Below are 13,064 nucleotides of genomic sequence, written 5' to 3'. Positions count from 1 at the left end.
GGCGCCGGAGGACGCATCTTCGCGCACCGGCTGCTTCCGCTCATTCACGATTCGGCGCCTCGCGCCATGAACCGAGGCTAGGTGAAATGACTGACATTTGTCAACTCGCCAGTTTAGGCGCGGCAGTCAGACCGATCGCACCGGCCCTAGCCGCCTCAGGGACATAGTTGTGGCACGCGATTCGCCCACCATCCGCCTCGACGTAGACGGGCGGCTGCTCGGTCCAGCACTGCGCCGAAACAATCGGGCAGCGCGGCGCAAACGGGCAGCCCTCGCCTGCCCTGGGCTCGGGCCTCGGGTCGCGCGTACGCGTGGCTTGCTGCTGGCGAGCGCCTGTGACAGCGGCTTTCGGGGCGGAGGCAACCAGCGCCTGCGTGTACGGATGCCGCGGCGTCTGCGCCACGGTCTTCGCCGGCCCGTCCTCAAGGATCTGCCCCCGATAGAGCACGATGATCCAGTCGGACATATACCGAACGACATCGAGATCATGGCCGATGAAGCAGGTACTCAGGTTGCGCTCGGCGCGCATTCCCCTCAGCACGTTCAACACCTGCGCCTGCACGGAGACGTCGAGGGCGCTGACCGGCTCGTCACAGACAATCAGCCGCGGCTCGCTCATCAGGGCACGCGCGATTGCTATGCGCTGCCGCTGGCCGCCTGAGAGCTTGGCCGGGTAGCTCGCGGCGATGGCGTAGGGCAGACCGACCCGTTCGAAGAGATCCGCGATGCGGGCGAAGGTCTCCGCACGCACCCTGCGGCCCCCTTTCACCTCCTCGGCGACGCTGACACCCACCGGCAGCGACGGATTCAGCGAGCTGTACGGATCTTGGAAGATAGCGCGCACCTGCCCGGGCTCGCTTCGCCGTCGGCGATGCGCCTCGCTCGTGACGTCGACCCCGTCGAATGTGATCGTGCCGCCGCTGAGCGGCACGAGGCCAAGGATTGCCCGGCCGATCGTCGTCTTGCCCGAGCCTGACTCGCCGACGAGCCCCACGGCCTGGCCCGGTGCGACCGAGAACGTCACGTTCGAAACGCCGAGAACACGCTTCCCCCCGCGTCGGTACTCGACCGTCAGATCCTTCACCTCAAGCAGCGCCTCAGCCGACATATGCCGACACCTCTTCTTCCTTCAGACCCATACGAAGGTCAGCGGTCGGATGTATACAGCGCGCCGCATGGCCCAGGGTGCCCGGTGCGATCGCGATCGGCTGCGCAACGCAGGCCTCAGTGCGGAAGTCGCAGCGCGCCGCGAAACGACATCCGATGGGCCAGCTGCCCGGGGCGGCGACCGTGCCGCGGATGGTCGGCAGCAACGCCGCATCATCCACAATCTGGGACGGGCGGCACGCGAGCAGCGCGGCGGTGTAGGGATGCGCCGCCCGGTTGACGACTTCGGCGATCTCGCCACGCTCGACGACCTCCCCCGCGTACATCACCACGGCGCGATCGCACATCTCGGTGACCACACCCCAGTCGTGGCTGACGAGCAGGATCGCCATGCCGTAGACATCCTGGATTGAACGCAGCAGCGCGAGGATCTCCGACTGCACCGTGACGTCAAGTGCCGTCGTCGGCTCGTCAGCAATCAGCAACTGAGGCCGCGTGGCGATGGCCCGAGCGATGCCAATGCGCTGCGCCATCCCACCCGAGAGCTCATGCGGATAACGGTGCGCAACCGACTCCGGGTCGGGCAACTGCACCTGCTCGAGCAACTCCCGCACACGGCGGTCGGCCTGCTTGCGCGACCCACCGTCGCTCGCCTGAACGATGCGGCGCAGCAGCACACCGACGCGCAGCGTCGGATCGAGAGCGGTCATCGGGTCCTGCGCAATGTAGCTCACAGCACTCCGGCGATAGTCGTAGAGTCGTTTGCCGCGCAGCCCCGCAACATCCAGATCTCCGAACCGCACCGTACCCGCGGCGATCTCTCCACCCTGCGGCAGCAGCCGTGCGATCGCACGCGCCACCGACGTCTTGCCGCAACCAGACTCACCGACGATCGCAAGCGTCTCTCCCGGCGCGATATCGAGGTCCACGTCACTGACGACGCGACGTGGCGCGCCCTCGACCTCGAACGAGACAGACAGGCCGCGCACCTCCAACAGGGTCTCCGCGGTCGTCGACGCAGATGCCGCAGCGAAGGAGGATGCGCTCGGGGCGGCATCCTGCGAAACGAGCTCGACCGCCTCGCGCGCCTCGCGGTTCGCCCGCGCACGTCGACGCGCACGTCGGCGCGCACGTCGCTTGCGGACGGGAGCGCCGGCCCACATGTCCACGGCCACATCCCGCACGCCGTCGCCGATCAGCACCAGGGAGAGGGTCGTGAGCCCCAGCGACAGACCGCCGACCAGCACCGGCCACGGGCTCTTGTTGAGCACCTGGGAACCTTCAGCGATGATCTTGCCCCAGTCGGGATTCGGCGGCTCGGCGCCGAACCCGAGGAACGACAGGCCGACAGCGAACTGCAGCGCGATGGCGGCAGCCAGCGCGGTCTGCACGAGCACCGGCCCGATAATCCGTGGAAGTACATGCTTGACCACGATCCGCGCGGCGGAGAGGCCCGCGAGTCGAGCCGCATCGATGAAGAGCTCGTTGCGCACCGCCATGGCCGGACCACGGATGTTGCGCACAATGGGTGGCGCCAGCAGGAAGCCCAGCACGAGCATGGCCACCCAGACGTAACCCTTGAAGAGCGACATCACGACGAGCATCACGACCATGGCTGGGATCGCCAGACCGATGTCGGTGACGAACATGATCGCGCGGTCCACCACGCGTCCGGCGTACCCGGCTGCCATTCCGAGCGGCACCGCAACGAGCAGCGCGACGAGCGTGACGAGCAGCGCGTTGAAAAGCGTTGCCTGGCCACCGTAAAGGGCCCGGGCGAGCAGGTCTCGTCCCAGCTGATCGGTGCCGAGCCAGTGAGCGGCGCTCGGGCCGGTCAATGAGTCAACGAGCGATCCCGCATTCGGCCCCTCGGGAAAAATGAGGGGCGCTGCCAGGCAGGCGGCGACGATGGCGACGAGCAGTGTCAGAGCCGAGGTGGCGAGCTTGTTCCGGAGGAACGCCCGGACGACGTTGGCCCACGTGCGCGGCGGCGGTGCAGGCACCGCCATTGTCGAGGTAAGAGTCAATGCGCACGCACCTTCGGGTTGAGCCAGCCATAGATCAGATCGACAAGAACGTTCGCCACGATCACCACGATGCAGAAGACGACGGCGACGCCCTGGAGCGTCGTGATGTCACCGCTTCGAGCCGCAGAGACGGCGAGGGTCCCGATCCCCGGGAGGACGAAGACAGACTCGACGAGCACGGTGGCACCGAACATGCCGATGAAGAGGACACCCGTGCCCGTCACAATCGGGATCGCCGCATTGCGCAGGGCGTGGGAGAAGATGATCCGCCGCTCAGAGAAGCCGTCGGCGCGCAGCACCGTGACGAACTCCGCCCCCATGACCTGACGCATGGCATCGCGGGTCTGCTTGGCGATCGCGGTGACTCCCATGAGCGACACCGCGATGACGGGCAGGATGAGGGATCGTAGCCATCCGGCCGGATCCTGCGTGAGTCCCACGTAGCCGGTCGCGGGGAGCACGCCGAGCTGGACCGCGAAGACGAGCACGAGGATCAGACCGAGCCAGAAGTTGGGGATGACGTAGCCGGCGACGGCGAGCACGTCGGTGACGCGCCCGAGGATGCCGCCACGAATCGCGCTCGTCATGCCGAGTGTGATACCGGCCACCGCGGCGACGGCGGTCGCCAGCAGCACGAGGGAGAGGGTGGTGGGCAGGCGGTCGCCGATCGCATCCGCAACGGGCTGCGCGGTGACCATCGACTCGCCGAAGTCGCCGACGATGGCGCCCTGCAGCCATCGCCAGTACTGCGTCGCGATCGGGTCATCGAGCCCCAGGCTGGCGCGCATGGCAGCCACCGCCTCGGGGGTCGCGCCACTGCCGAGGATCGTGGCGACGGGGTCCCCCGGCGCGATCGCGGTCAACCCGAATGTAAGGACGGAAACGACGAACAAGAGCACGACCGCGAGACCCAGCCGATAGCCGATGATCTTCAGCACGGCGCCGCCCCCGCCCGACCGCGCGGTCGTCGACGCTGCGACTCAACTTCGAGCACCATTGCTCCACTCCCCGACTTCGATGTCGGTGCCGTAGTCTGTGGGACCTTTTCGTCCCGGTTCAACTGTAGGACAGATTACATTATGCGATGCCGACCGTGATCTCCTCATCGCTAGCGCGCAGACCAGCGACGATGCCGCTCCCCGCGAGGCGAGCAGAATCGCCCCGAACGACCGTCGTCACGATGGTCACCTCGGGCGCAACGTCGCGGCGGACGGAACGGGCGAAGGCCAGCGCGGCGGACCTCGCCGACGCGCCCATCACCCCTGTGAGCGCGGCGTCCCGCGCCACAATAACGAGGCTTCCCTCGGACCTGCGAAGCGCGGGCAGCGCGGCGGCGAACCCGTTGACAACTCCCATGAGATTGATGTCAACCGCACGCGACCAGTGCTCCGGAGCAGCCTCCCGCCACGACACCCCCGGGTCCCACTCAGCCGCATTCACGATGATGTCGAGGCGTCCGAACCGGGTCTCAGCATCATCGATGGCGATGCACCACGCTTCAGGATCCGTCACGCGGAGTAGACACTGCTCGGGGCGCCTGCCCGTGCGGAGGGCGATGCTGTCGACCACCTCGGCGAGGTGGACATCGACGACATCCGTGAGCACTAGCTGTGCGCCCTCGTCGGCAAGCGACTCCGCGACCGATCGTCCTACGGGCGTCGCCGCACCGGCGATTAGCACGACCTGCGCACTCAAATCCATTCGAACCTCTCCCCACCACCCGTGACGTCGGCGGCGCTTCAATCGGATGCACCCGCCGACGTCACGTCTCGGTCAGACGCTCATCCCCGCCACGCCTGGTCGGGGACCGGGCTGAACGGGTTTGACGTAATCGACCAGAACTCGGCGGGAACGTTCTCCACGCCGGGAACGATCGCCTGCACGGTTGGGATCTGCGCGATCGGCACCGCGTACACCAGCTCGTTGAGTCGCTCGGTGACCCGCACTGCCAGCTCTTCCTGCTCGGCCGAATCCGCCGCGGCGGCAGCTTTCATGAGCGAACTCAACTCATCGTCCAGCGGGAGCTGCTTCGGGTTCACGAGGCCACCGCCAGGGCGGAACATCGTGTAGATGGCCGCAGAGATACCGTTGCCACCATTGGTGATGACCATGGCGTCATACTGGCCCTGCTGCATTGCCACCTCGCCCGGATTGCCTTCGAAAGGCACGAGTTCGACGGTGACGCCGATCTCCGCGTAGGCATTCGCGAGCGCCTGGCCAACGACGTTTCCGGGGTCGAAGAACGCGGGGTCGAAGACGGTGATGCTGAGCCCATCGGCATATCCGGCGTCAGCAAGCAGCGCCTTCGCCTTCTTGATGTCGGTCGCGTACGCATCCACGTCGCCTTCCGCATATCCCTCGGCACCCTGCGGCACCATGGAGCTGGTCGCCGTTGCATGCGGACCGTAGAACGCCGTGGTGATCTCCTCGCGCGGTGTTGCGTACGCGAGCGCCTGCCGCACGCGCACATCCGCGAGCGGACCGGAGTCGCGCGCCTGAAGGGCGAGCGCAGCGAACGCGCCGTGGACACCCTTCGAAATCGTGAGACCGGCATCTTCCGCCGTCACCTGGTCGGCTGGCGCGATGTTCGACGCCCAGTCGATCTGCCCGGCGCGTACGGCGTTCAATCGTGCCGCCGGGTCGAGCATGGGCTGCAGCACGACCCGCTCGTAGGCGATGGCCTCCTGGCTGTAGTACTCCGGGTTCGGCACGTAGACGTAGCGCACGCCCTTCTGGGTCTGCGCTGGGTCGAGCTTGTATGGTCCGATGCCGTCCGTCTTGTCGACCATGAGCTTGCGGTCTGCAGCCGCCGCCGGGCTGACGATGTATCCGATGCCGCTCTGACCGGTGAGCGAGTAGAGCGCGTACCGTTCGGTGACCGGCTCGGCAAAGATGATGTCGACCTGATTGTCGCCTGCAGACTCCGCGGCTGCGATCGGGTAACTGAGCGCAGCGAACGGCCCGGGCGCCGTGAGGTACGACATGAATGAGGCAGCAGCTGCGTCGCCTGTGAGCGGCGAGCCATCGTTGAATTTCGCGTCGTCGCGCAATGTCAGCCGCAGCGCCGTGTGGGTCTCATCGACCCATTCCCACGATTCCGCGAGGCCGGGCTCGATCGAGCCATCCTCGGGTGAAAGCCGCACGAGTGTGTCGTATGCGACGTTGCAGAAGACCGCTGGAACGCAGTTGGCAGTGTCGAGGTCGAGCGCGTCGCCGTAAAGCGCGATGGTGAGCACGCCATCCGACTCGCCGGCCCCATTGGGTGCGCTCGAATTTGGGTCGCCGCCGCTGCAGGCGGCGAGCCCGAGAATCAGGGTGGCGGCGGCTGCGACGGTAAGTGACCGCCGGATTCTCCTCGTGCGCATCATTGCGTACCCCTCTGGCCCTGCATGGGCGCTATTGTCTGAATGTTTGCTTCAGACAGCATTGTCTGAGTAATTGAGACAGTAGGCGGCGGCTCTTCGCCCCGTCAAGCCTATAGTTCTTGGGGTTACGCGAATGAGACCCCACTTCGCGGCACGGCCATTGCATTCTCCGCTAATTGTCTGACAGTATGGCGTTCTGTTTACTCGGTCACGAACGAAGGAGTTCGGCATGTCAACGATCGACCCTCTCAAGTTCCGCGAGGTCATGGGGAACTATCCCACCGGCGTCACGGTCGTCACCGGGATTGTTGATGGCTCCCCCCTCGGAATGGTGGTCGGCACCTTCACGTCGGTGTCGCTCGACCCGCCGCTGGTCGCCTTCCTGCCGACATCGACATCCAGCACATTTTCGCAGCTGCGTCGCGCATCCTCGTTCTGCATCAACGTGCTCGCTCACGACCAGGTCGACCTCTGCCGCCTGATGGCGGCGGGCGGGCCGGATAAGTTCGACCACGTCGCTTGGACGCCCTCACCGACCGGCGCACCACAACTCGAGGGCGCGGTTGCGTACATCCACTGCCGCCCTGAGCGCCTCGACGACGCCGGCGATCACTTCATCCAACTGTGCGCCGTGGACGCGCTCCAAGCGAACCGCCAGGTCACCCCGCTGCTGTTCTTCCAGGGCGGCTACGGCGGCTTCTCGCCGCACGGGATGACCGCGAGCGGCGACAAGGATCTCATTGCGGGCATCCACCTCGCCGCGATCGCACGGCCGCAGATCGAGAAGCTTGCACGCGAGCAGCAGTGCGAGGCCGCAGTGCTCGTCGCGGTCAACGAGCAGGAACTGACGACCGCGGCGACCGCCTACGGTGGCTCGGCGCAGATGACCGAGCGCCTCGGTGAGCGGCTGCCGATGAAGCCACCGCTCGGAGAGGCGTACGTCGCCTGGGCGCCCGAGCCGGCCATCGAGCGCTGGCTCACCACGTCGTCGAAGGACCCCGAGGTGATCGAGAGCTACCGCCGCCGCCTGCAGACGCTCCGCGAGCAGGGCTACGCGGCGTCCCAGATCGGGGCGGAGGATAGCCACGACCGCGAGCAGTTGATCACGCTGATGGCGCAGTACACGGCAGGCGATCTCACGCCCGCGCGCGAGCGCACGCTGCTCGAGCAGATGGCTCGGCTCATGCACTTCTTCGACACCACGGGCTTCGCGCCAGATCGTAGTTACAACATGGGCGGCGTCATGGTGCCGGTGCTCAACCCCGACGGGGAGATCGTCATGCTGCTGCGCTTGTCACAGCTGCCACAGGGCGTCACGGGCGCTCAGGTGACGAAGTGGATCGACGGGCTGCGCGCGGCCGCCGCCGCCATCGAATCCGAACTGCGCGCTGTCGACGGGGACACCTGGAACGCGACCGATGTCTGGACGCGCCCGATGTTCGCGTAGAAACGCTTACTCTGCCCTGCGGTCGGGCATGACGATGAGGCTCTTGCCGCCCTGTCGCGTCTCTGGGTCGGCGAGCGCGTCGAGCGCGTCATCCAGAGCCCACGTGCGTCTGATCATGGGGCGCAGGTCGAGCCTGCCGCGCGCCTGCAGTTCGATGACGGGCTCGAAGCCGCCGAGATGACCCATGCTGAAGGAGTGCACGGCACCGCGCACCATCGTGCTCATGGTCGAAAGCTGCGCAGCCGGGCCGCCGACCCCGAGCTGCAGCGTGTGGCCGCCAACAGCGAGCGACGCCTGGATGCTGGGCAGTACAGCGGATGCATCGCCCGTGGCGTCGACGATGAGATCCGCACCCCGCCCGCGCGTCGCCTCAGCGATCACCTCCTCGGACCGCTCACCATCCGCTGCCCCTGGCGCCACGACATCCGCGCCGAGCGCCACCGCCAGGTCACGCCGCACGGGACTCGGGTCGAAGGCACAGACGACCGCGGCTCCCGCGCAGCGCGCGAGCGCGACGGCGGCCTGACCGATGGGGCCCGCCCCGAAGACGGCGACGCGCATGCCCGGCCGCAGGTGGCGGTCGGTCTGAAACATTCCGACGTAGGCGATCGCGGCGGGTTCGGACAGCACACCCAGGTGATGGACATCGGCATACCCGCCGGACGCGGCCAGGTCGACGAGCGAGCGCAGGCGGGCGGCGGGCACCACGGCGTACTCGGCGAGGCCGCCATCCTGCGTGAATCCGGCGAAGCCACCGACCTGGCAGGAGTTCGGATGCCCCGCCACGCACGCGGCACAACGCCCGCACGGGCGCAGCGACTCCACCGCGACAGGGTCTCCGATGGAGAATCCCGTCACTGCGGCGCCCACCTCGACCACCTCACCGGCAAACTCGTGTCCGGGGATCACCGGCAATGCCATGCGGTATGGGAGGAGCACATAGCCCTCGTCGTCGGTCGACGTCATCCGCAGGGTGGAGACCGCAATGCCGGCGGCCCGTACGCGGATCAGGACATCCTGCGCACCTCGAGGCTCGGGCGCCGCGACATCCCGCAGCTCCCATTTCGGCTCGCGCCAGACCTGGCGGGCCTCACGCGCCCAGCGCCCCTCTGTCTCCTCCGCTGTGAGTCGGTACCCGTGACGGGGCTTCCACTCGCCATCGAGTATTAACGCGCGCATGCGTGTCAGTGTAGCGGTGTGCCTGCTAATAGTCCGATAATTGACAGATCGGCCTTTTTGGCGGTCAACTCATTATTCAACGGACGAACAGGGACCCTGATGGCTATGATCGACCCCATGTTCACACCAGACCCGGTCCGTCGTCCGCGCGAGCAAGTCGAGAAGCAGCTTCGCGACGCGATCGTGACGGGAGTGTTCAAGCGGGGCGACCGCCTGCCGAGCGAGGCGACACTTGCCCAGGAGTTCCAGGTCGCGCGCTCCACGGTTAGGGAGGCGCTGCAATCCCTCGCCGCGGATGGCCTGGTGACGAAGACCCCGGGCGTGGGCGGCGGCAGCTTCGTGCAGAACATCGACCACGAGTCGCTGCGCAACGTCATCACGGGCTCGCTGGAGACCATTCTCAAGATCGGTGCCCTGACGATCGACGAGGTCACCGCAGTGCGTCGCACACTCGAGATCCCGGCGGCACGCCTTGCGGCAGAGAACCGCACCGACGAGCAGGCCGCGGAGATGCGCGCCCTGATCACGCGCCAGAACGAGCTGGTCGATGACCCCGAGCGCGGCGATGGAGACCCCGAGCTGTTCGACATCGGCCCCTCGATCTACAACCTCATCGGTGAGGCCACCGGCAACCGCCTCCTCGGCTCCTTCGTATCGGCTGTCAGTCGGGTCGCGATCGGCGTCTACCTGCAGGAGCTGCGCGCGGGAGAGGCCGAGAAGGCGCGAGCGCTCACGAGCGTGCTGGTTGAGGCGATCGCCGCCGGTGATGCCGATGCCGCAGAGGCAACGATGACCTCGCTGCTCACGATCGACGAGACGACCAGCGCTCCCACCAGCTGAGGCTTCCAGACGCTAATTGTCTGGTTTTTTATCTTTCACGTTCCGTAGACTAATGTCGGATTAATCCAACACTAGGAAACGGAGTAGCTCCATGAAGCTTGCATCCCTGCGCACCGACGCCGGCATCGTCGCCGCCGCGGTCGTGGACGACGAGGTCGTCGACCTGAGCGTTGCGGCGCCCGAACTGCCGAACGACGCCGTCGCCATCCTGATCTCCGGCGAGGCCGGGGCCGAGGCAGTGGCCCGCGCGATCGCCAGTGGTAAGGGGCGTCGCCCGCTCAACCTCAGCGAACTCGAGTCGCCCGTGCAGAACCCGCAGAAGTTCATCGCGGTCGGCCGCAACTACCTCGAGCACGTGAAGGAGATCGGCGAGGAGCTGCCGAAGGACCCGACCGTGTTCTCGAAGTGGAACAACACGATCGCCGCACCCTACGCCGATGTGCAGGTGCCGGCGGTGTCAGACCGCCTCGACTTCGAATGCGAGCTCGGCGTCGTGATCGGTCGCCGTGCGCGCCACGTCTCAGAGGCGAACGCGCCGCTCGTGATCGCTGGCTACGTGTGCATCAACGACTACAGCGTGCGCGATTACCAGATGATGGGCGGCCAGTGGGTGCTCGGCAAGTCGTTCGACGGTCACGGTGTGGTTGGACCGTGGATCGTCACGCCCGACGAGCTCGACCCGCATAACCTGCCGATCCGCACGATTGTCAATGGCGAGACCCGTCAGTCATCGAACACGAAGAACCTGATCTTCACCGTCGAGCGCCTGATCGCTCACCTGTCAGGTGCCATGACGCTCGAGCCGGGCGACCTCATCGCGACCGGCACGCCGGGTGGCGTCGGTGTCATGGAGAACCGCTACCTCGCGGCCGGCGACCTGGTGCGCGTCGAGATCGACGGCATCGGTGCCATCGAGAACCGGATCGTGGCGGAGCCCACTCCGGTCGAGTTCATCGGAGAGCCCGCGGCGCTCTGATCCCAGCACGAAAGCGGGGTCCTGGATTGCTCCGGGACCCCGCTTTCGTATGTGCAGCCTCAGTCGGCTCGGCTCATGAGACGCCGAGGTGCAGCTTGGTCCACGCACGCGCCATGGTGTCTTCGATGACCATGGTGACGTGGCCCCAGGCTTGGGAGAGGTCGCGGTAGGACCGCTCGAGCCGTTCACCATTCACGGCAGCACTGGAGCCTGCGGTGCGGTAGATCGTCTCCTGGACCGTGTCCCAGGCAAGGCGCGTTGCTTCGCGGCACATCATGTTGATCATCATGTCCTCGGCCGTGGTGAATGGCTCCCCGCCGGCCGCGGCGCGGTGGCAGATCTCCATCCAGCGCTCGGCAGCGTCGTTCACGATGCCCTGCGCAGCGTTGAGCTTCACGGTCGCCAGGCCGTACCAGCGCTGGTAGTCCTGGTCGTAGAGCCGCGCTGCGGGCGGGCGACCCGCGTCTCCCGCGGTCTTGCGGTCGTGCAGTAGCCGCTCGTACTCATCGAGCGCGCCGAAGGCTCCGCCGAGAAAGACCGTCGCGAGGTCCAGCCCGAAGAAGCCTTGGCCTGGGGCCAGGTGCATCGGGTTGCCGTGCAGCTCGAATCCCGGTGAGGTGTTGGCGGTGCGCAGGTCGACCTGCATGGTCTGCTCGAGCACATAGCGCTCGGGAATGACCGCATCCTTGAACACGATCGTGTTCGAGCCGCTGCCCTTCAGCCCGAGCGTGCGCCCCCAGTCATCGAGGATCTCGTAGCGGTCGCGCGGCGCGATGAAGAACATCTGCTGCTTGGGCTTGCCCTGCTCGTCGTACTCGAACGCCTGCCCGAGGTAGTGGGTCGAATACGGGCTGCCCGAGGAATACGGATGCGTCGTGTTGAGGGTCCAGGTGCCGTCCCCGTTGCGCGTGGCCGGGCCGCCCGGTCGTGCGGTGGAGGGGATGACGACGTGGCCGTCGGCGAAGATCTCGTCCTGCGCCTCCTTGCCCCACAGCGAGCTCACGAGCAGCGCGTGACTGGCGCCAAGCGTGAGGCACCATCCCGTCGACATGCAGCCGCGGGCGACCGAGCCCATGACCTTCAGGAAGCTGGGCATGTCGTAGGCGTAGCCGCCGTACATGCGCGGGATGAGAAGCCGGTAGAAACCGGCCTCCTGGAACTGCCGGTGACGCTCCGGCGAGTAGGTCGTGCGCACCTCGACGTCGGCCTGGTCGCGCACCAGCTCGGGGCGGAGCCGTTCGGCACTGTCAAGGGCGGTCTTGAGCGGTAGCTCGGTAGCGGGGTCGGCCGCCAGCATTGCAACGCTGTCTTCGGGCATGTTCGGGCTCCTGTTGGGTTCGCGGATCACTGGGCGGTCATGCCACCGTCGAGGACGATGACCTCGCCGGTCATGTATCCGGACTGCGGGCCGGCCAGGGCGAGCACCCAGGGTGCCAGCTCGATGTCGGGGTCGCCCATCCGGCGAGACGGCACGGTCTTCAGGACCTTGGCGAGAGTTTCGTCATCCGCGCGGAGTTCCGCGTTGATGTCGCTCGTGAAGTACCCGGGCGCGAGGGCGTTGACCTGGATGCCGTACCGCGCCCATTCGACCGCGAGCGACTTCGTGAGGGCGATGACGCCGGCCTTCGACGCCGAGTATGCGGCGTGATGCGGCACGCCATTGAGCGCGAAGTTGGAGGCCATGTTGATCACCTTGCCGCCGCCCTGCTCGACCATGTGGCGGCCGACTGCACGCGTCACCAGGAAGGTGCCGCCGAGGTTGGTGGAGATGATCCGATCCCAGTCCCCCGCGTCCTGCTCGAGGAACGGCACGGTGCTGAGCACTCCCGCGTTGTTCACGAGGATGTCGATGCGACCGAACTCGGCGAGCGCCGCGGAGACGAGAGCGTCGACCGATTCCTCTGAGGCGACATCTACGACCTGGGCGAACGCGCGCTGTGCTCGTGAGCTCGCTTCCTTGACGACGGCATCGAGAGCGGCCCCGTTACGGCCAGCTACGACGACGTCGGCCCCGGCGTCCAGCAGGGCGCGAGTGATGGCAAGTCCGAGTCCCCGACCGGCGCCGGTGACGAGGGCGACCTTTCCGTTGAGTGAACCGTCCGCGGTGGTGTTGCGCATCCGCG

General features: G+C 66.8%; 11 protein-coding genes. 3 read left to right on the top strand and 8 right to left on the bottom strand.

The features are described from left to right. Window positions 1-100: 100 nt before the first annotated feature. The 5 genes from ACIQK7_RS07350 to ACIQK7_RS07330 all read right to left on the bottom strand — a co-directional run bounded on the left by ACIQK7_RS07350 (window position 101) and on the right by ACIQK7_RS07330 (window position 6,502). Window positions 101-1,108: an ABC transporter ATP-binding protein gene (locus ACIQK7_RS07350; RefSeq protein ID WP_403022780.1), complete on the bottom strand. Its 1,008-nt coding sequence runs from the start codon at window positions 1,106-1,108 to the stop codon at window positions 101-103. After that, a complete protein-coding gene (locus ACIQK7_RS07345) occupies window positions 1,098-3,110 on the bottom strand; it encodes a dipeptide/oligopeptide/nickel ABC transporter permease/ATP-binding protein (protein ID WP_403022779.1) in 2,013 nt (670 codons plus the stop codon). Before ACIQK7_RS07345 ends, ACIQK7_RS07350 begins: the two co-directional genes overlap by 11 nt. 20 nt (window positions 3,111-3,130) lie before the next feature. Beyond that, complete coding sequence (locus tag ACIQK7_RS07340) at window positions 3,131-4,072, bottom strand: ABC transporter permease (RefSeq protein ID WP_403022776.1); 942 nt, start codon at window positions 4,070-4,072, stop codon at window positions 3,131-3,133. A gap of 139 nt (window positions 4,073-4,211) precedes the next feature. After that, a complete protein-coding gene (locus ACIQK7_RS07335) occupies window positions 4,212-4,835 on the bottom strand; it encodes an SDR family oxidoreductase (protein ID WP_403022773.1) in 624 nt (207 codons plus the stop codon). An 80-nt stretch (window positions 4,836-4,915) separates the two neighbouring features. After that, on the bottom strand, window positions 4,916-6,502 hold the full coding sequence (locus tag ACIQK7_RS07330) for an ABC transporter substrate-binding protein (RefSeq protein ID WP_403022770.1): 1,587 nt from the start codon (window positions 6,500-6,502) through the stop codon (window positions 4,916-4,918). 226 nt (window positions 6,503-6,728) lie between these two features. On the opposite strand from ACIQK7_RS07330, the gene ACIQK7_RS07325 reads away from it, so the two are divergent. Beyond that, the gene (locus ACIQK7_RS07325) at window positions 6,729-7,946 is read left to right on the top strand and encodes a flavin reductase (RefSeq protein ID WP_403022767.1); all 1,218 of its coding nucleotides are present in this window, start codon (window positions 6,729-6,731) and stop codon (window positions 7,944-7,946) included. Window positions 7,947-7,952: 6 nt separating this feature from the next. Here the strand turns inward: ACIQK7_RS07325 and ACIQK7_RS07320 are convergent, their stop codons facing one another. Beyond that, the gene (locus ACIQK7_RS07320; RefSeq protein WP_403022765.1) at window positions 7,953-9,125 is read right to left on the bottom strand and encodes an alcohol dehydrogenase catalytic domain-containing protein; all 1,173 of its coding nucleotides are present in this window, start codon (window positions 9,123-9,125) and stop codon (window positions 7,953-7,955) included. 117 nt (window positions 9,126-9,242) lie between these two features. On the opposite strand from ACIQK7_RS07320, the gene ACIQK7_RS07315 reads away from it, so the two are divergent. Continuing rightward, window positions 9,243-9,965, top strand: coding sequence for a FadR/GntR family transcriptional regulator (locus ACIQK7_RS07315; RefSeq protein ID WP_403022763.1), 723 nt, complete (start codon window positions 9,243-9,245; stop codon window positions 9,963-9,965). 91 nt (window positions 9,966-10,056) lie between these two features. Continuing rightward, complete coding sequence (locus ACIQK7_RS07310) at window positions 10,057-10,941, top strand: fumarylacetoacetate hydrolase family protein (protein ID WP_403022761.1); 885 nt, start codon at window positions 10,057-10,059, stop codon at window positions 10,939-10,941. A gap of 73 nt (window positions 10,942-11,014) precedes the next feature. On the opposite strand, the gene ACIQK7_RS07305 is transcribed toward ACIQK7_RS07310, so the two are convergent. Then, window positions 11,015-12,259 carry an acyl-CoA dehydrogenase family protein gene (locus tag ACIQK7_RS07305; RefSeq protein WP_403022759.1) on the bottom strand — a complete coding sequence of 415 codons (1,245 nt, stop codon included), beginning with the start codon at window positions 12,257-12,259 and terminating at the stop codon, window positions 11,015-11,017. A gap of 26 nt (window positions 12,260-12,285) precedes the next feature. Next, the gene (locus ACIQK7_RS07300) at window positions 12,286-13,059 is read right to left on the bottom strand and encodes an SDR family NAD(P)-dependent oxidoreductase (RefSeq protein ID WP_403022756.1); all 774 of its coding nucleotides are present in this window, start codon (window positions 13,057-13,059) and stop codon (window positions 12,286-12,288) included. Between the last annotated feature and the right edge of the window lie 5 nt (window positions 13,060-13,064).

The organism is Salinibacterium sp. GXW1014, assembly GCF_044769865.1.
GTDB lineage: Bacteria > Actinomycetota > Actinomycetes > Actinomycetales > Microbacteriaceae > Homoserinimonas.
This window is presented reverse-complemented; position numbering and strand designations above follow the sequence as displayed.

Coding starts and splice junctions, on each gene's coding strand:
- ACIQK7_RS07350 (WP_403022780.1), bottom strand. CDS start 1,108: ATGTCGGCTGAGGCGCTGCTTGAGGTGAAGGATCTGACGGTCGAGTAC.
- ACIQK7_RS07335 (WP_403022773.1), bottom strand. CDS start 4,835: ATGGATTTGAGTGCGCAGGTCGTGCTAATCGCCGGTGCGGCGACGCCC.
- ACIQK7_RS07330 (WP_403022770.1), bottom strand. CDS start 6,502: ATGATGCGCACGAGGAGAATCCGGCGGTCACTTACCGTCGCAGCCGCC.
- ACIQK7_RS07325 (WP_403022767.1), top strand. CDS start 6,729: ATGTCAACGATCGACCCTCTCAAGTTCCGCGAGGTCATGGGGAACTAT.
- ACIQK7_RS07320 (WP_403022765.1), bottom strand. CDS start 9,125: ATGCGCGCGTTAATACTCGATGGCGAGTGGAAGCCCCGTCACGGGTAC.
- ACIQK7_RS07315 (WP_403022763.1), top strand. CDS start 9,243: ATGTTCACACCAGACCCGGTCCGTCGTCCGCGCGAGCAAGTCGAGAAG.
- ACIQK7_RS07310 (WP_403022761.1), top strand. CDS start 10,057: ATGAAGCTTGCATCCCTGCGCACCGACGCCGGCATCGTCGCCGCCGCG.
- ACIQK7_RS07305 (WP_403022759.1), bottom strand. CDS start 12,259: ATGCCCGAAGACAGCGTTGCAATGCTGGCGGCCGACCCCGCTACCGAG.
- ACIQK7_RS07300 (WP_403022756.1), bottom strand. CDS start 13,059: ATGCGCAACACCACCGCGGACGGTTCACTCAACGGAAAGGTCGCCCTC.